At 66.4% G+C, this 18454-nt stretch carries 15 protein-coding genes; 9 read left to right on the top strand and 6 right to left on the bottom strand.

The features are described 5' to 3' along the window. Positions 1 to 7: 7 nt before the first annotated feature. A complete protein-coding gene (locus ABG085_RS03740) occupies positions 8 to 1177 on the top strand; it encodes a hypothetical protein (RefSeq protein ID WP_347978085.1) in 1170 nt (389 codons plus the stop codon). A gap of 112 nt (positions 1178 to 1289) precedes the next feature. Here ABG085_RS03740 and ABG085_RS03745 read toward each other — a convergent pair whose 3' ends face one another. Next, positions 1290 to 1889, bottom strand: coding sequence for a low molecular weight phosphatase family protein (locus ABG085_RS03745; RefSeq protein ID WP_347978086.1), 600 nt, complete (start codon positions 1887 to 1889; stop codon positions 1290 to 1292). Positions 1890 to 2095: 206 nt separating this feature from the next. On the opposite strand from ABG085_RS03745, the gene ABG085_RS03750 reads away from it, so the two are divergent. From ABG085_RS03750 to ABG085_RS03775, 6 genes are all read left to right on the top strand, one after another. Then, positions 2096 to 3517: a hypothetical protein gene (locus ABG085_RS03750; protein WP_347978087.1), complete on the top strand. Its 1422-nt coding sequence runs from the start codon at positions 2096 to 2098 to the stop codon at positions 3515 to 3517. Positions 3518 to 3611: 94 nt separating this feature from the next. Next, positions 3612 to 4436, top strand: coding sequence for a glycosyltransferase (locus ABG085_RS03755; protein ID WP_347978088.1), 825 nt, complete (start codon positions 3612 to 3614; stop codon positions 4434 to 4436). A gap of 102 nt (positions 4437 to 4538) precedes the next feature. Continuing rightward, complete coding sequence (locus ABG085_RS03760) at positions 4539 to 5897, top strand: hypothetical protein (RefSeq protein ID WP_347978089.1); 1359 nt, start codon at positions 4539 to 4541, stop codon at positions 5895 to 5897. Beyond that, a complete protein-coding gene (locus ABG085_RS03765) occupies positions 5894 to 6877 on the top strand; it encodes a glycosyltransferase (protein WP_347978090.1) in 984 nt (327 codons plus the stop codon). The genes ABG085_RS03760 and ABG085_RS03765 overlap by 4 nt, the downstream gene beginning before the upstream one ends. After that, the gene (locus ABG085_RS03770) at positions 6870 to 8108 is read left to right on the top strand and encodes a glycoside hydrolase family 99-like domain-containing protein (protein ID WP_347978091.1); all 1239 of its coding nucleotides are present in this window, start codon (positions 6870 to 6872) and stop codon (positions 8106 to 8108) included. The genes ABG085_RS03765 and ABG085_RS03770 overlap by 8 nt, the downstream gene beginning before the upstream one ends. Next, complete coding sequence (locus tag ABG085_RS03775; protein ID WP_347978092.1) at positions 8098 to 9402, top strand: hypothetical protein; 1305 nt, start codon at positions 8098 to 8100, stop codon at positions 9400 to 9402. The genes ABG085_RS03770 and ABG085_RS03775 overlap by 11 nt, the downstream gene beginning before the upstream one ends. Before the next feature lie 50 nt (positions 9403 to 9452). Here ABG085_RS03775 and ABG085_RS03780 read toward each other — a convergent pair whose 3' ends face one another. The 3 genes from ABG085_RS03780 to pseB are packed head-to-tail and all read right to left on the bottom strand — an operon-like array spanning position 9453 to position 12297. After that, positions 9453 to 10187, bottom strand: coding sequence for a hypothetical protein (locus ABG085_RS03780; RefSeq protein ID WP_347978093.1), 735 nt, complete (start codon positions 10185 to 10187; stop codon positions 9453 to 9455). Further along, positions 10184 to 11308, bottom strand: coding sequence for a DegT/DnrJ/EryC1/StrS family aminotransferase (locus ABG085_RS03785; protein WP_347978094.1), 1125 nt, complete (start codon positions 11306 to 11308; stop codon positions 10184 to 10186). The genes ABG085_RS03780 and ABG085_RS03785 overlap by 4 nt, the downstream gene beginning before the upstream one ends. Beyond that, positions 11308 to 12297: a UDP-N-acetylglucosamine 4,6-dehydratase (inverting) gene (gene pseB / locus ABG085_RS03790; protein WP_347978095.1), complete on the bottom strand. Its 990-nt coding sequence runs from the start codon at positions 12295 to 12297 to the stop codon at positions 11308 to 11310. The genes ABG085_RS03785 and pseB overlap by 1 nt, the downstream gene beginning before the upstream one ends. Before the next feature lie 113 nt (positions 12298 to 12410). Between pseB and ABG085_RS03795 the strand changes: the two genes are divergently transcribed. Next, entirely contained in the window at positions 12411 to 13934 is a 1524-nt protein-coding gene (locus tag ABG085_RS03795; protein ID WP_347978096.1) for a bifunctional UDP-2,4-diacetamido-2,4,6-trideoxy-beta-L-altropyranose hydrolase/GNAT family N-acetyltransferase, read from the top strand. Here ABG085_RS03795 and pseI read toward each other — a convergent pair. Next, positions 13931 to 14992, bottom strand: coding sequence for a pseudaminic acid synthase (gene pseI / locus ABG085_RS03800; RefSeq protein WP_347978097.1), 1062 nt, complete (start codon positions 14990 to 14992; stop codon positions 13931 to 13933). The genes ABG085_RS03795 and pseI overlap by 4 nt on opposite strands. 75 nt (positions 14993 to 15067) lie before the next feature. Then, complete coding sequence (locus tag ABG085_RS03805; protein WP_347978098.1) at positions 15068 to 16594, bottom strand: sugar transferase; 1527 nt, start codon at positions 16592 to 16594, stop codon at positions 15068 to 15070. Between the two features lie 368 nt (positions 16595 to 16962). Between ABG085_RS03805 and ABG085_RS03810 the strand changes: the two genes are divergently transcribed. Continuing rightward, the gene (locus ABG085_RS03810; protein WP_347978099.1) at positions 16963 to 18411 is read left to right on the top strand and encodes a hypothetical protein; all 1449 of its coding nucleotides are present in this window, start codon (positions 16963 to 16965) and stop codon (positions 18409 to 18411) included. The last annotated feature ends 43 nt before the right edge of the window (positions 18412 to 18454 follow it).

Genomic DNA, 18454 nt, shown 5'->3' on the forward strand with positions numbered 1-18454 from the left:
GTCTGCCATGAGCTCACTCGCCCGTCTCTTCCCCGAAGACACGTCCGCCACGTCGGCCGTGCCTGCGGTGTCGAGCCGTGAGGAGTCGGAGCGGGTCGAGCAGCTTTTCGCGAAGCCGCAGACGCCAACGGGCGCGGCACCGACAGCGGTCGACGACACTGCTGACCTGCAGGCGCTCGTAGGGGGGCGCGGTCGTGCGATGGCGATGGGCGGTGGCCCGGTCGCGGCTCCTACGCGGATCCGCCGGGCTGGCAACACCGTCGACGTGCTCAATGTCGTCACCGCTGTGATCGCGGTGCTCGCGCTGGTGCTGGCCACCGTCGTCGCCTGGATCGTGATCGCGTCGGCATCGCCCGAGACCGACGCGCTGCGCACCCTCTCACAGAGCGAGGCAGTGCTTGCGAATGAGACGCAGGCGGTGAATGCCGCCATCGGCCGGGTCGACCAGTCGCGCGCCGACGGCATCGCACTCGGACAGCAGTTCCAGCTGCCTCTCACGCAACTGCAGGGCATGAGCGACGACGCCGCGCTGGCTGCGGCCGAGACGGCGCGCGCCGCCTATCTCGCGGCTCTCGAGGGGCTGGCGGTTCCCGCGACGGTGACGGCATACGCGTCGCCTCCGGTAGATGAGGAGTCGCTGCCGTCGATCGGTGCGGCGATCGAGGGCGTGTCGACCCGTTCGACCGAGGTGTCGGGGGTGGCCGATTCCATCGCTGACCTGCGCACGCAGCTGTTCACTCTCGATCGCACGTTCGCGGCGGCGATGGCGACGTTCGCGGCGACGCTTCCCGCGAGCGCCCAGATCATCGTCGAAGAGAACCCATACGCAGACGAGACGTTCGCCGAGGCGGTGACGCAGACGGCGGATGCCGTCGCCACGAGCGCGCTCGCGACAGCGGAGTCGATCGCAACCCTTTCCGCATACTCCACGGCGGTCACCGCGCTGCGCGAGGATCAAGAGCGCGCCGAGATCGAGATCGCGGAACAGCTGGCTCGCGAGGAGGAGGAGCGCCGCCGGCAGCAGTCGGGCGGCGGTGGCGGCGGTGAGGAGACAACGGATCCCACGACTCCGACCGATCCGACCGTCCCGACGGATCCGACGGAGCCCACCGACCCGACCACTCCGGTCGAACCTCCGGTCGAACCGCCGCCCGGCGAGGGCGGCGGCAACGGCTGATCCGAACCCTTTCACTCGGTCGTTGACAGTGCGAAGCGAGGCGAAACGCCCGAATCTTCCCGGTCGTTGAGCGAGCGAGGAACGAGCGAGACGAAACGTCCCGAGCCTCCGCTTACCGCGCCGTCATAGCGATCGACATCACCCGCACGACCTGATCCACAGCAGGCACCAACTGCGAGGCAGACAACTGGTACGTCTCCCACGAGCGGCGGTACGGGTCGATCACGTCGTCGTCGGCAGGGTCGGCGGGCGGTGCGCTCATGCCGCGCTGCGCGGCGACGGCGGCCACCGCAGCGCGGGCTCGTGCACGTCCGTCGGCGCCGCCGACGACGGATGCCGCAGCGATCTCGTCGTCGGTGGTGTCAGCCGCCAGCCGCGCGAACTCGCGCAGCGTGAAGGCCGACCGCAACCGCGCCGGCGCGAGCTCGACGATCTTCCGCCGGTGCTCGCGGCTCATCGCCAGAATGAGGTCGGGGGAGCGCAACTCGGCGTCGGTGAGGTAGCGCGAGCGGTGATTGTCGGCGATCTCAGCCGCGACACCGAGCGCGAGGGCGAGGCGTTGCGCCTCCGCCGTCATCGCCGCGCTGGCGAGCCCCATCGTTCCTGCGCTGTGCACCAGCGGCGCGTACGTGGCGAGCCGAGTGCGCAGCAGCGTCTCGGCGAGTGGAGAACGGCAGATGTTGCCGGTACACACGGTGAGTATCTCGAACATCGCTCTTTCTCAGTGGTCCCGATGGGTCGGCCGGCGCGTGAGTTCGATCGTACGCGAGGGTTCTGGCAGCGGTGGCGCCGACTCAGTTCCCCAGGCGTACGCCCGCACCCCCATCGGCTCATCGCGATCCCTCTCGAAGTGCACGCAGGACGCCAAGCGCGTGGGAGCCGATGAGTGTCCGGTTGCACAGCGGCTAGCCTTGTCTGATGAAGGTTCAGGGACGCGGCGCGCTCGCCATCGTCTACGTCGCGCTGGCGATGTGGCTGGTGGTTCCGGCGACCATCGCGCTCGTCGAGGCCGGTTACTGGAGCGAGACCGAGCTGTTCACGAGCGTCTTGCTGATGGTCGTGCCGGCGACGATGCTCACGTTGTCTGTCGTATCGCGTGATCACAGCCTGGCTTGGTCGATCTTCTGGGCCTGGTCGTTGATCTTCCTTGGCCTCGCCCCGGCGTACCAACTGAGCCTGGGGATGCTTCCCTGGGGCGCAGTCTTGTCGCAGACGCTCGTCACGGACGCGCAGCGAGTCGTCTTGCTCGGATACTTGGTCGCGATCGTCGTCTTCGTCATCGCCTCGAGGTATGCGGGGAGCCGTGGGTTCACTCCGCCACGCCAGGTGGACGCCGGTAGCCCGCTTCAGCGCGCGACCGTGGCGATGATCTGGGTACACGCTGGGATTAGCCTGCTGTTCGTCGCTCTCATGGGCACGGCGATGTACTCGGGTAGAAGCGCCTTCAGCGCGCGGCTCGTCGAGATCGCAGCGATTCCCGGGATCGGTACGGCGTACTTTCTCTCGTCTGCGGGCGCGATCATAGTGCCGGCAATCGCAATCACGATCCGCAAGATGGGAGTTCCTGTCAGCGCGTGGCTGGTCGGGCTCTCGATGAGCGTATCCCTGCTGGTGACTAACCCGCTCATCGGCTCCAGATTCCTGACGGGGAGCTTTCTGGTCGCGGTCACCGCGGCGCTGCTCACCCGTACGGCGCGACGATGGCTTCCCGCCGGCGTCGTCCTTCTGTTCGTGACGGTGTTCCCTACGCTCGATTTGCTGCGCGGCGATGGAACCGGTGCGACGCGCATCGAGGTGACCGATCCATCGACCACGTTGACAAGCCTCGACTTTGATGCATTCGAAATGCTCTATCGCGCGGTGTCGCTCAACGGCCAATCGGCGCATGGATCGCCGAGCGCTGGTGAGCTACTTCTGGCTCCGCTTCTTCGTTGGGTCCCGATTCTCAGCGACAGCGTCCAGGGCAACGCGACCGGCCCGGTCGTCGCGCGGTCGACAGGAATGGGCTTCACGAATGTCTCCATGCCGCTTTGGGGTGAGGCCTTCTTGATCGGTTCCTGGTTGGGCGTGGTCGCCGGGTTCGCGGTTCTGGGCGCCGTCATCGCGGCAACCCGTCGCCCCAGTTCGCTGGCAGGCGTGCTGCTCGAGGTGCCTGTTGCGGCGCTGCTATTCATTGTCCTTCGGGGATCTCTTTACGAAGTCCTCGGTTACGTGCTGCTCGCGGTTGTGGTCGCATGGTGGCTGTCAACAGTTGAACAGAGGGGCGGGCGGCGATCTCAACGCGGGAGGGACAGCGGCCTTCGCGCGCCGATTGCCTCGCCTTCGGCGGCACGAGATTAACAGAGATCAGCCGCTCTTCGGTAAGCGCGGGTTGGGACTCCTGGTATCGTCGGTTGTCGAAGTTGTCCGAGTCTGGACTGACGAGTATCGCCACATGCAACCAGCCCAGCCGCTCCCGCCGCGCCAGCCTGAGATTCCCACATGGACTCTCGTCACGGTCACCTACAACAGCGCCGAGCAACTCCGACGTCACTGGCAGTCGAGAGTGCCGGCTTCAGTCCGGTGGATCGTCGTCGACAACGCATCCACCGATGACTCCCGCGAAGTCGCTGCCGCGCTGGGTGCCGAGGTTATCGCGCTTCCCAGCAATATCGGGTTCGGTGCGGCCAACAACGTCGGATATGCGCAATCCGACACCGAGTTCGTGGGATTCGTGAATCCCGACGTCAGTGGAGACTGGGACAGTCTTCCGACGCTGGCAGATGCGACCCGGCAGTCGGGGGGACTGCTCACCCCGCAGCTCATCAATCACGATGGCTCCCTTCAGCCGAACGGTCGCGGATGGCCGTTCCTGCTCAGCAAGGTCCTGCACCGCACCACCGACGGATCCCGTGATCGTTCGTACCGGCGCTATGCGAAGCGAGACGAGATGCGGAGTGTCGTCTGGATCATGGGCGCGGTCGTGCTTGCGTCTCGCGACGTCTTCGAGCGGCTCGACGGCCCCTGGGACGAGTGGTTCTTCGTTTACTACGAAGACGCAGACATCTGCCTGCGTGCGCGTCGTCTCGGCATTCCCACGATTGTCGCCGGAGGCGTCCATTGGCGCCACGGTTGGGAGAGGGCGACCTCCACATTCAATCACCACGCGTGGAGGCGGGAGATCCCATCGATGATGAAGTTCTACGCCCGCTACCCACTGCTCCTGTCGCCATTCATGGCATTGACGCAACGGTGGCTCGAAAAGGGCGGGCCGCGTTGACGCCCGACGAGTATTGCGGGTCCTGCGCGACCGGGTTCTGGCGTGAGTAAGCAGGGCGGCCGGGAAGTCCTCGGTCGCGGATCGGTGTACACAATCGGCACGGTGGCGCCGATCCTCGTCACGCTTCTCATCACTCCGTTGGTCGTGCGACTCGTCGGAACAGCTCAGTACGGGTATGTCGGCATTTCGATCACGACCTACCAGGCGGTCGCTGTCATCCTGCCGCTCGGCCTTCCCGCGGCGGTGACCCGTCACGCTCTGATCGAGCGTTCAGCACGCGCCGGTGCGGCCGGGCTCGTGCTTCTGGGCGCGGCAGTCGCCGTCGTCATCGCCATTCCGGTGGCGTTGACCTCTCCTGCCTGGGGTGCGGTCCTGTTCGGCGACGTGGGATGGCTCCTGGTCTGGCCGGTGCTCTCGAGCGTCGGCTTGGCGTGGATGGCATTGGGGCAGTCGATGCTCAGGGCCGACGACCGCGCGAAGAGTTTTGTCGCGCTCGGCTGGACCATGGCGATCGCGCCGCCGGCCAGTGCGCTCGCCCTGTGCGCACTCTCCGGCGCGGAGGTGGTCGTCTACTTGGTGGCCCTCGCGATCGTGCAGGTGCTGGTCGGCGCCGCCGCGGTATGGGTGTCCTGCCGCCGTGCGCATGCCACGACGTCGGCCGTCGAAGCGCGCGGAGCCCTGCGGGTCGCTCTGCCGACGGTGCCGCACCAGCTCGCGATGGCTTCGTTGGGCGTTGCCACGGTTGCGATCGTCACATCGATGGGCGGTGTGACCGCCGGCGGGCAGGCGCAACTCGCAATCCTGCTGGGAACCGCGCCGCTCACCATCTTGGGGGCTCTCAACAACGCATGGGCGCCGATGGTGTACCGAGCCTCGGGTGTGGAGCGCGAGCGGCTTCTGCGCTCCACGACCGCGGTCGTGTCCCTGGTCGCGCTCGCACTGACCGCCGCGTTCTGCGTGTGCGCTCCCTGGCTCGCTCTCATTCTGGTGGGTCCCGCGCATTCGACACCGCTCACGACCGCGGCCCTGATCACCTCGGCAGGCGCGGGATTCATGGTTCTATACCTCTCCAACATCCATCTGGTCTTCGTGAGCGGGCGGACCTCGCTGCTGGCAGTGGCGACCCCTGCCTCCCTTCTCATCAGTGTCGTCACTGCGTCGGCTGCGTCTGCAGCGTCGGGCGTCGCGATGCTCGCGGTGATCGTGGTCCCGGTGTTCTACCTGCTGCAGTATGCGGCGAGCACGGCTCTCCGGCACGTGGTGGGGCAGCCCGCAACGCGCGTGAGCGCGGCCGTGCCTGCCGTAGCAGCGTCCGGCCTTGTTCCGATCCTCGCCGCTGCAGGAGTCTGGATCGATGGCGCCGCCATCATCGCATTCATCGCGGCGGTTGTCATTGCCGCCATCGGTGGCGGCGCCACCTTCCTCATGTGGCGCCGCCTTCAGATCGCGGAGCTGCTGTGACGCCGGTCGGCGCGATCTGCATGGCGGTGTACCGTCCCGATGCAGTGGCGCTCAAGCGCCAGATCGACTCGCTGCAAGCCCAGAGCATTGGCGATTGGCGATGCGAGATCGCCATCGATGGGGGGCGCCCCTCGGATCTCGCCACCGTGCACTCCTGTGTGGGTGGCGACGGCCGGTTCAGAGTCGTCAACTACGTCGACCGCGTCGGCTTCTACCGCAACTTCGAGCGAGCGATGAAGCAAGTCGACTACGAAGTCCATTGGATCGCCCTCGCAGATCAGGACGACCGCTGGTACCCGGACAAGCTCGAAAAGCTGATACCCCTGCTGGACGGAGCTGAGCTCGTGACCGGGCAGGCCCGTGTCGTCATCCAGCAGGGAACCGAGATGGTCGACGGGGGTGCGACGCGACGCAGATGGCTGGGGCTCTTCGCGGATCTGCTGGACAACTCGGTGACGGGAAGCTTCTGCGTCTTCACGCCGTCGGTCGCGCGCGCCGCGTTGCCCTTCCCACAGCCCACCGACGCGGCATATCACGACCATTGGATCGGGGCATGTGCCGCAGCCGTCGGCTCGGTGCGCATAATCGACGATCCTCTTCAGGATTACATCCAGCACGATCGCAACGTCGTGGGGGAGTCGAGGGGCGGCCGGTGGCTGTCGCGCCTCGCGGACTGGCGCACACGCGCCGGTGGGTCGTTCTCGCTCAGCTACCTGGCAGCTGAGCGTTGGGGATGGCGCGTGGAAGTCGCCCGAACACTTCTCGAGAGAGTCGACGTCGACCCGAATGTGCAAGCGGATCTCGAGCTATTCGCGTCGGGTCGCCTTTCAACGCGGTTGGTGAGTCGAAGCCTGGGCGCGCTATGGAAGCGACAGGCCCCCGTAGGGCGCGTCGTCGCACTCCTCGTCGGGGCCGGTTCGGCATCGGGGCTCGGCGGCGGGCGGAATCAGGTCAGCGCGAGGAGAGCAGAGAATGGTTGACGGTTCGCGAGCGGCACGAGAATCGGACGAGTCCGAACGCCAAGCCGGGGCACCGCGGGTTCGCACGGTCGCGTTCTACCTGCCGCAGTTCCACGCCATCCCGGAGAACGACCGCTGGTGGGGTGAGGGGTTCACGGAATGGACGAACGTGCGACGCGCCGAACCCGCATTCTCGGGCCACGATCACCCGCGTCGGTCGACCGCTCTCGGCGAGTATGACCTCCGCGACGACTCGGTACTGCATCGACAGGCCGAACTCGCTGCCGCTCACGACGTCGACGCGTTCTGCATGTACTACTACTGGTTCGCCGGCAAGCGTCTGCTCGAGACTCCGCTCGATCTGTACCTCGATCGCGGGCCGGACTTCCCCTTCTGCATCTCGTGGGCGAATGAGAACTGGTCCCGGCGGTGGGACGGAAAGGACCAGGAGGTCCTGATCGCTCAGTCCTACGATGATTCCACCGCAGCCGAAGTCTTCGCCGACATGGCGAGATACCTCGCAGATCCGCGTTACCTGCGCTTCGACGGGCGCCCGGTCATCGTCGTCCACCGAGTGGATCATCTGCCCGATCCGCGGGGATTGGCCCAGACCTGGCGGCGGATGTCCGAAGCGGCGGGGTTGGGCTCGCCATACCTGATCGCCGCGGAGACCCGCCGGAACATCGATCCACGGGATGTGGGATTCGATGCCGTCGCGGAGTTTCCTCCCGTCGGCGCGAACACGCTGGGTTCCGCTCTCCTGCTTCCGCCCGCTGAGCTGAGCCGTCAGTTCCGCGGGCGGCTGATGTCGTATCGCCGGACGGCGAAGCGCTTCATGCAACGGCGCGACGCCTCGTTCCGCCGTCACCCGGGAGTGATGCCGGGTTGGGACAACAGCGCACGCCGCGGTATGAAGGCGACGGTATACGTCGGATCGTCGCCGCAGGCATATGGTGCTTGGATCGCTGACGCCCGGAGGCGCGAAGCGCGGCACGAGGGGCCGGGGCTGGTTTTCGTGAACGCGTGGAATGAATGGGCCGAGGGCGCGTACCTGGAACCGGATGCGTCCAGCGGTCAGGCCTACCTCTCCGCGACGCGTCGGGGTCGAATGCCCCCGACCGCCCGCCCAGCGGGAACCTACGGGTTGCCAGCGATCGGGTGGTGGTACTCACTGGCCCTCGCGGCGGCGGCCACCGGCCTGAACGCAGTTCGCACGGCAGGCGACAGCATGAGGCGTCGTCGTGCAGGCTGAGCTGGAAGAGCTTGCGGCCGAGATCGTGGACTCGTTGGCGTCGTTTGACTTCGGTCCGGAACACGGGTCCACCATGCGCCTCGTGGCCGGGGCGGCTTTCGGCCTGATGGCGAGTATTCGCCCTTCTCCCCGCGCGGACCAAGTGTTCGATGGTCCGGTCAACCTCATCGTCAACAATCCGGTCGAGCACGGTGCGAGGTTCAGTCGCGCCCTCGCGCAATCGCTTCCCACTACTGAACCGTCCACGGTGTTTGCAGATGCACGCCACGCGGATCCTCTGGTGGGCGAGGTCCGAGACCTGCCCGGGGTAGGGCTACGATCGATCCACGCCCTCGGATCCGCGTCGAGGCTGCGCCTCTATGCGCGGCTTCGGAGGCTTCCACTCGTCATCGAGCACATCAACGCGGTGCCCGATCGCTGGCGCGCCGAAGTGGCATTCCTGTCGCAGGCGTTTCGCTACCAGGCCGCCCTGAGGACGGACTTCTCGCGAACAAGTCTGATTGTCACAGACTTCGACCGTGGCACTACGGCCCGGCCCTGGGTATGGGCAGCCAGACGGTCGGGAAGAGCCGTGGTCACCGCGCTCCATGGCTCGCCGGCGTCGGCCACCTACCTGCCGCTTCTCGCCGACGCAGTGTTGGCGTGGGGCCAGGCTCAGTCGGTCTGGCTCGATGCGCATCGGACGGATGCGAGCATCCACGTCGTCGGACGGGCGGACCTGGAGAATCGAACGTCGATTGCGGATGGTGTCGATCGACTGGTGATCTGCCACTCCCGCGAGGAGTTGCTGCCTTCGGAACAGCAAGCGCTCGTCTCGCTGATACGCGACTTCGGTGGGATCGGGGTCGAAATCATCCTGCGTCGACACCCCAGCGCGCGCGGTCCCCTGCACGAGAGCTGGCGCCCGGTCGAGGACCTCGCCCAGGTCGTTCCATCCGCCGGGCAGCCGCTGACATCCTTCCTATGCCCCGGCGACTTCGTCGTCGGTGTTGCGTCGACGGCGCTGGTGGACGCGCTGGTATCCGGACACGGCGTCGCCGTGATCGCCGCGCCGTCACGGCCGCTGCCCGCGGATCTGAAGACGATCGCGCCGCTTTCGCCGAGCTTCACCCCAAGCACCGGGCACGCTCATGCCAAGCTCAGCCCAGACTACGTCGCGCACCTGGAGTCCCTGTCCATGCGGATCGTGGCGGCTGTCGGCTCCGAAGCGGCGCAAGCAATGAGCGCCGCCATCCTCGCACTGGCCGACCAAGGCGCACACCGCGTGGCTCCGGATTCGGCATCTGAGACCTGACATCGACGGCGTCGGCCGTTGTCGACCTCGATGCGGAAACGGAGAGCGGGTCAGGCGTCCAGCTTCTTCTGGGGCACGTCGGCGTTCAGCCGTGCGATGTCGGGGTGCAGTCCGAGGAGATCGATGATCTGATCGCCGGTCATGAGATGAGCCGAATGATCGTTTATCAACCGCGAGATGACCACCCAGTCGTCTGATGTGTCGAGTGTCAGACGGTACTGCGATGCATCGGACGATCGCCGAATCGACCGCAGGTTGATCCGCGACGCACCCCCGATGTACATGTACGGCGTCACGTGCTCGCGCTCGGCAGGAGAAACACCGAGTCGATCCGCTTCGTAAAGGAGCTCAGCGCTGAACACCTCGAAGTCGAAGCCCCGCGGGTATGTCCGGTCCAGGGTGTTGGAGAGGAAAGCTCGAGGATCCTTCAACGCGAGGTACTCCTCGACGCCTTGCCGAACGATCCCGCCGTCGATCAGCGGACAGTCGGATGTGACGCGGACCACTACGTCGAGATGGAATGTGCGCGCTGCGTCGGCGAACCGGGAGAGCACGTCGTGCTCGCTGCCACGGCTTGCCCCGGCGGCACCGGCGTCCCGCGCGGCGGTGGCGATGACGTCATCGGCAGCGCCGGTTGTCGTGGCGACGAAGACGGGGTAGCCCGCCCAACTCAGACGATGGACGTGGTGGGTCAGCACGTTCGCTCCGCCGGCTTCGAGCATCACCTTTCCGGGGAGTCGCGTGCTGGCCATGCGGGCTTGGGAGATGACCCCGACTCGAGTCATCGCAACGCCTCGGCGAGCGTGTCGATCACCTGATCCACCTGAACGTCCGACAGGTCTGGGAACAGCGGGAGCGACAGTTCCTCGCCGTAGAACGCCTCCGCGTTCGGGCACATTCCTCGCTTGTAGCCGGCGTCGGCGTAGACAGGATGCCAGTACACGGGCATGTAGTTGACCTGGACGCCTATGCCCGCGTTGCGCATGTGCTCGAACACGTGACGCCGACGGCCATCGAGTACGCGGAGGGGATAAAGATGCCAGACGGGATCGACATCCTCGCGCTGCACCGGGGTGCGGACAGCTTCGAGACTGTCAAGAGCGGCGTTGTAGCGCGCGACGATCTGCGCGCGACGGAGCTTGAAAGACTCAAGGCGCTTCAGCTGAGCCACTCCCAACGCGCTCGCCACGTCGGTGAGGCGGTAGTTGACACCGAACTCGTGCACCTCTTGATGCCACGCGCCCTCGTCCTGGATCCTGAAACGGTCCGCATCTCGGACCAGGCCGATGAAGTGGAACTCGTGCGCGCGCTGCGCGACGCTCGCGTTCTTGGCGACGACTGCTCCGCCCTCGCCTGTCGTGAGGTTCTTCGTCGGGAAGAACGAAAATGTCGTCACATCGGCGAGATCGCCGACCGGACGCCCGCGATAGGTGCCGCCGATCGAATGGGCCGCGTCGTCGAGGGTGACCGCCCCGACCGTGTCGGCTAGCGCCTGGAGCGCGTCGTAATCTGCGGGGTGGCCGGCGTAATCGACGGCTGCGATGACCTTCGTGCGGTCCCCGACGAGCGCCGCAGCCGCCGCCGGATCCAGGAGAGCCGTGTCCTCCTCGACGTCTGCGAACACGATTTTCGCGCCAAGGATCGAAGCCATCGCCGTCGTCGCCACGAACGTCATCGGCGTCGAGATCACTTCATCGCCGGGGCCGACGCCCAGCGCCGCATAGGCCATGTGGAGCGCGGCTGTTCCGGACGTGGCCGAAACGGCACGGTGCCCGCCTGCCATCTCGCCGATGCGACGCTCGAACTCGGCGACCGTCGGCCCGGTCGTCAGCCAGTCACCCCGGAGGACCTCGACGACGGCCTGGATGTCCTCTTCCGACACCGACTGCCGACCATACGGCAGCATCAGATTGCCGATTCGACGATTGCCGCGATCTCATCGCGGGTGTACCACTGGTCGTTCGCATCGGACCGGTACGCGAATCCCTCGGGCACCGGCACCGCGTCCGCGGGTGCCGTGTACCCCCAGGAGGCGAGGTCGGGCTGGATGATGAAGTACTTGCCGTCCTGGACCACCACCGCGCGCCGTCCCTCTTCGGGGCTGATCATCTCTTCGTGGAGCTTCTCGCCGGGCCGCAAGCCGACATCCACTAGTCCAGCGTCGGGGACGATCGCGTGTGCAAGATCGGTCACCTTCATGGAGGGAATGCGGGGAACGAGGAGTTCGCCGCCCTGCATGAGGTCGAACGTGTCCACCACCATCTGCACGGCCTGCGGAAGCGTGATGAAGAACCGCGTGCAGCGGAGGTCGGTGATGGGAAGAGGCTTGCCCTGGTCGCCGAGCGCCTTGAAGAAAGGAATCACCGAACCGCGAGACCCCATGACGTTGCCGTAGCGGACGACGGCGAATCTCGTGTCGTAGGCGGCGGCATAGTGATTGCCGGTGATGAACAGCTTGTCCGCGGTGAGCTTGGTTGCGCCATAGAGGTTGATCGGGCTGGAGGCCTTGTCGGTCGACAGTGCCACGACCTTCTTCACCCCGGCGTCGATCGACGCCTCAATGACGTTTTGGCTCCCGAGCACGTTCGTCTTGACGAACTCGAAGGGGTTGTACTCGGCGGTGTCCACCTGCTTGAGCGCGGCGGCGTGCACGACGTAGTCGACGCCGTGGAGTGCCCGCGCGAGACGCCGCTCATCGCGGATGTCGCCGATGAACCACCGCAGTCGCGGATCATCCTTGAAGATCTGCCGGACCTCGTACTGCTTGAGCTCGTCGCGCGAGAAGATCACCAGCCTGCGCGGGTCAAGGTGGTCGAGCGCGTAGCGGATGAACGCCTTCCCGAAGGAGCCCGTGCCTCCAGTGACGAGAATGCTGGATCCACTGAGGATGGACACGTGGTGGGCTCCTTGGATTGATTTTCGACGTTCGGGGCAGGGCGGATCCGACTTGCGTCGAGTCCGCAGCCGCGAAGCCCCCGAATTATCCTACTAAGGCGCAGGACAGCGCCATGCTCCCCGAGGTCGAAGGCAGCTCCGTGAACCCACGCACAACACTGATCCACTGCAACGGCGGCGGTGACTATGGAATGGGACACTGCATGCGCGCCCTCGCGCTCGCGGAGGAAGCGATCGGACGAGGGTGGCAGGTGCACATCGCCGGCGACCTTGCGCCGAACGCGGTAGATCTCCTAAACGGCGCCATTCCGACCGCGCGGGTCAGCCGTATCGCGTTGCGCGGCGTGGAAGAAGAACTCCTGCAGTTGCTTGAGGCTGAGTCACCTGATGTCGTGCATCTCGATACCTATTGGGGGACGTTCGACGCTCTGTTCGGACGTAAGTGGCTCCTGAGCAATATGCAAGACGGCCCGTTCGGGGTCCGCGACGCAGACGTCTCAGTGGATGCGAACCTCGGCGCGGAAGCGGCCTTCGTGCAGCCGGCGGCGCATCTCGTCCACCTCGCAGGTAGCCGTGCAGCACTCACGCGCCGCGCCGTTCGTCGACATCATCATGAAGTCAGGCAGCTGAGCGCCAGTGCGCCGCGAGCCGTGACGGTTGTGTTGGGTGGAACCGACCCTGGCGGCGTAACCCCGCTCGTCGTGGAAGCGCTGAGCGTCGTCGAGTGCGATATCGAGCTGACCGTTGTCAGCCCCTCTGGCGATCCGGCTGTCGTCGAAGCAGCGAGGCGTAGCCCGCACGCCGTGCGGGTCGTTCCTTTTGTGGAGGACCTGCCAGGGCTTGCGGTCGCCCAGGATCTTGTGATCAGCGCGGCTGGGACCTCGGTGCTTGACTTCGCCAGCATGGGCGTTCCGATGGCAATAGTCTGCGTCGCGGACAACCAGGTTGCAGGGTACAAGCGCGCGATCGCACAGGGGGTCGCGCTCCCACTTGGAACACCGCTAGCTGACGACCTCCACGAGAGCATCCGCGCACTCGGCCCGCTGCTGCAAAACGCAGCCGAACTTCGCCGATTGTCGGATCTGGGACGAGCTTCTGTCGATGGACTCGGCGCGTGGCGGGTTGTGTCGGCATGGGAATCCGTGCTCCAGCACCGACCGGCGGAACTGCCGCTCCGTGATCGCTGGGCGTCGCGCAGGGCCTCCCTGGCGGACGCCCGGCTGCTGTTCGAGTGGAAAAACGATGAGGAGACGAGACGACGGTCTCGCTCGACGGAGCCGGTCTCGTGGTCCCCACACTTGGAGTGGCTCACGCGCACCGTGGAGTCCTCAGAGCGCCGGCTGCTCATCGTCGAGCATGAAGGTCAAGCCGTCGGCACCGTGCGGTGGGACCACATCGGGCCGGCGCGGTGGGAGGTCTCCATCACTGTGGCTCCGCACGCGCGAGGCAAGGGAATCGCGCGCTACATCCTCGCAACCGCAGAGCTCAGCGCAAACGAATGGGCTCCCGTGACACTGGTAGCGGTGATTAACGAGGAGAACTTTGCGTCGCTCAGGCTGTTCGCGTCGGCCGGTTACCTGCCTGACCTGCCGGCTGATGAAGCGGGCTTCCGCGCTTTCGCCAAGCAACTTGCCTAGATCAGGTCCCAGGTGAGCGGCGTTCCTCGTTCGGCATCGGCTACGAATCTGCGCCCCATGACAATCTCCACGTTGTCCACGGGTAGACCACCTGCTGGTCGGATAGAACGCACATTCTGCGGTGAGACGACGTCTCCCGCTCGAACATCGGCGACAACGTAGAGAGAGCGACGAAGCGCGAGCACGGTGCGTTCCTGCTCCGTCGGGCCGAATCCCTCTCCGCTCTGCACGGCCAACCGCGCCTGATCGGACGCGACGACCAGCGACGCCATCTCCGCTGGGGACAACGAGAAGTCGGAGTCGACGCCGCCGTCACGCCTGTCGAGCGTAACGTGCTTCTCAATCACGACCGCACCGAGAGCGGCTGCGGCTACGCCGACGCCGATGCCGAGCGTGTGATCTGACAGACCCACGGGTACGTCGAAAGCGCGGCGGAGCACCTCGATGTTGCCGAGACGGGCCTCTTGGGGCTGAGCGGGGTAGGCCGCGGTGCAGGCGAGAAGGACCAGATCGCTGCACCCGGCGTCGCGGGCCGCCGACACGGCGGCGTCGATCTCGGCAAGGGTAGCCATCCCCGTGGACATGATGATGGGTTTGCCAGTGCGCGCGATCTCACGAATCAATGGAAGATCGACGATCTCGGCAGAGGCGGTCTTATACAACTCCACGCCGAGTTCCTCGAGGAATGCGATCGATGACAGATCGAAGGGCGTTGAGAAAGGAATGAGGCCCTGACTACGTGCCCGTTCGAAGATCGGCGCGTGCCAGTCCCAAGGAGTGTGTGCTTCTTCATACAGCTCGTACAGGGTCCGATTGCCCCATAGCCCGTGGTCATTCGCGACACGGAATGCCGGCTTGTCCGATGAAATGGTGAGGGTGTCGGCAGTGTACGTCTGGATCTTGAGCGCTTGTGCTCCTGCGCCGGCGACAGCATCGACGATCGCCAACGCGCGGTCCAGATCTCTGTTGTGATTGCCTGACATTTCGCCGATGACGAAGACCGGCGCATCGGCCGCGATTCTGCTGGTACCCACAGCGATGGCCTGTGTTGAAGTCACCCCACGAGCTTAGGTTGTCTTCGCGTCGGCGCTGGCCGTTCATGCAAGCTGCTGTGTCGCATCAGGACAGGGCGATCAGTACGCGCCGTCTTTCGCCACGACCGCACGCAGCGTCCGCCAGAGGATGATCAGGTCGCCCGTAAGCGACCAGTTCTCGACGTAATAGAGATCGAGGCGGATCGCATCAGCCCAGTCAAGGTCGGAGCGGCCACTGACCTGCCAAAGGCCGCTGATTCCCGGCCGCACGAACAGCCGACGGTGCGCGCCGCCCTCGTAGAGCGCCACCTCGGCGGCGACCTGCGGCCTCGGCCCCACGAGGCTCATCGATCCATCGAGAACGTTGAAGAGCTGGGGGAGCTCATCGAGCGAATACCGGCGGATGAACCTGCCCACGGGGGTGATCCGCGGGTCGTTCGTCACCTTGAACAGTGGGCGATCAGAGGTCCCTTGTGCGTCGAGCAGACTCTTCAGCTGATCATCGGCACCGACGATCATGGAACGGAACTTCCACATCTTGAAGGGCACGCCCTTGCGGCCGACGCGTTCCTGGCCGTAGAACAGGGGGCCGCGACTGGTCGACTTCACCGCGATCGCGACGGCAATCATGATCGGTGACGCGAGCAGGATGAGTACGAGGGCACCAAAGACATCAGATGCACGCTTGAGAAAGCGGTGGATGCCGGTGAACTCGGGATAGTCGACGTGGATAAGGGGGAGGCCCGCCACCGGGGTCGAATGGATGCGCGGACCAGCAACATCGGTGAGAGCCGGAGCCACGATCAGGCTGGCCCTGCGCTCTTCGAGACCCCACCCGAGCTCGCGCAACTGGCGCGGCGTGAGCGAGTGGTTGCCTGTGACCACCACGGTGTCGGCGCGAGCGCGGTCGACGTTCTCGAGCACGTGCTGCCAGTCGCCGATCACAGGAATGTCCTCCGTCAGAGCCACGTCCGTGCTCCCGTGCTCAGTGATCGCTCCGACGATTGCAAGCCCGCATCCGGGATCGCGCTGAATCTGCTGAGCGACGTGAATTGAGCTGGCGCGGTCACCGACGAGAACCGCGTGACTGAGGAGGCGGCCACGGCGACGGCGTCCGATCAGCCACTTGCGCCACATCCAGCGGCTGAGTACCAGGAGAGCCCACCCTACGGGCAGTGCGACGAGCAGATACGAACGTCCGATGGGCGCTTGCAGGGCGAACGCGAGGATGGCGAAGACCCCGAAGAACGAGAAGGTCGCGTTTGTGACCCGCTTGTACTCGACCACACCGGTGCCGATGATCTTGTAGTCGCGCGTGCCGAAGAGCCGGAGTGACAGCGCCCAGCCGAGCACCATCACGACTGAGACGAACGCGTATGTGACCGCCACATTGTCATCGGGGACGCCCGCGATCACGAGCTTCTCGCCAAAACCGATTCTCGCGATCTGTGCGCCGAACACCGCCATCGCGATGACGATCGTGTCGGTGATGGAGAGAAGCCTGGCGAACAGTCGCTGCCAGCGGCGGACGCGAGCGGCGGGTGACGGGAAGTTGCGAGGCCTGGGCGCGACCCACTCACCCCGCGGGGGGCGCACGGGAGCCTGAGGGCGCTCGTCGATCGCCACGCGTCAGAGTCCTCTGCTAGCGCGCTGGTGGCGGACTGTCACGTGCCGATCATCTCCCCCGAAGACTCCCCACCCTGCGCGGGCGCGCGGATGGCCCTAAATCGGTGAGAACCGTTCGAGGATACCAGCAGTAGAACAGCGCTTTCCTGAACACGTGCGCCAGCAATGCCAGCCTCGCTGCGGTGTAGGCTGACCCGAATCGGCCGTGATCTTAGGGAGGGCGCGCGCCGTTGGTTCGCATACCCGGAAGCGGCGACCCCAGCCGCGACGAAGCATCGCCCCCGGAGACCACCTCGCCTGCCGGTGGCGATGATCGAACGCGCGCGCTGGAAGAGCTGTTCGGCACTCCTCCTCCCATCCAAGATGACATGGCGCGGCCGGACGCCAGCACGGCCGACCGGCTCGCAGCCTTCTTCGCTCGAGTGCAGGATGAACAGCAGGCGAGCCCACCTGCGCGCGGCGACGCGCTGGTCGCCCCTGCCGTGAGCGCGTCCCCGGCGGAGGACCTCGCGCACCTCGCGTCCGTGACGGACGATCTCGTCCCGCCGGCGTCCCCGACGGAGGACCTCACGCCTCCCCCACCCGTGACGGACGAGGTCGCTCCGCGCGAGCGGGGCGACAGTCTGCCGCCGGCCGTGCACGACGACGAGGACCTGTTGGCGCTCGACGAGGGGGACCTGTACTCCTACGACGCCGATGACCTCTTCGCATTCGACGCCGACGGCGAGCTGATCGAGATCGACCAGGTGCACGACGACCAACCCGCGGCATCCGCTCGCGAGGCTCTGCCCGTCGCGGGTGCCCTCGCTGGGGCGCAGGCAGCACCCTCCACCTCGAAGCGTGCGGCGAGACGCGAGGCGAAGCTGGCTGCCAGAGCCGCGAAGGCCCCGGGCCCACACGGCGAGTTCGCATCGACGCCGCGGGGGCTGCGCGCCTGGGGCAAAGGGGCCTGGTGGGCGGTCGGGATCTCGGTCGCTCTGATCCTGGCGGTGGTAGCAGGAAGCATCTACGTGGCCCAGACGGTGGCAGCGCAAGCCGAGGAGCTTCGCGTTGCCGTCGCCGAGTTCGAGACTGCCGCGGAGGCTGCGGATGATCCCGTCGCAGCCATGGAAGCCGCGTACGCGAAGTACGACGAGACAGCTGCGGCCGCGCGGCCGGCGGCCGACAGTGCTGCTCCGGCGCTCGCGGCGGTTGCCGGCATGAGTGATCAGGCCGCCCTCGATGCGGCGAACGCCGCGCTGGGCTCGCTCGTCACACTGCTCGACACCACGACGCTGCCCGAGCGGCCGCCGCTCTACGCGCCGCCCGATCTCGCGACGATCGACGATGTCGACGCGGCCGAACAGGCGGCGGACGCCGCGCGGGACCATGCCGCCGACATCATCGCGGTGACGGAGAAGGTGGATGCCGCCACCGCCGCCGTGGCGCAGCATTTCACGGCACTCACCGAGGCGCAGCGGGTGCTCGGCGCCACGCTGCCCGCGACGGCCGAAGCGCTCGCAGAAGAGAACGACCTCGCACGGCAGTCGTTCCGCGACGACGTCCTCGCCACGGCGGGAGCCGTTGGCGCGGCTCAGGCCGCAGGGGGAAGTGGCGACCCCGAACTGCAGGCGTACGCGGCCGCCGTCACGGCGCTCCGCGACGACCAGAAGCGGGCGGAGGAGGCGGCAGCCGCTCGGCGCAACGCACCGGCGCCCCAGCCGCAGCCGCAGCCGCAGCCGCAGCCGCAGCCGCAGCCGCAGCCTGAGCCCGAGCCCGAGCCCGAGCCCGAGCCTGAGCAGCCCCCAACCGAGCCGGAACCGGCGCCGAGTCCGTGACCTGAGGCGCAGCGGCGGTTTGGCTGCGGCATCCGTCTGGCGT

Origin of the sequence: Microbacterium sp. ProA8 (assembly GCF_039905635.1) — a bacterium.
Taxonomy (GTDB): Bacteria; Actinomycetota; Actinomycetes; order Actinomycetales; family Microbacteriaceae; genus Microbacterium; species Microbacterium chionoecetis.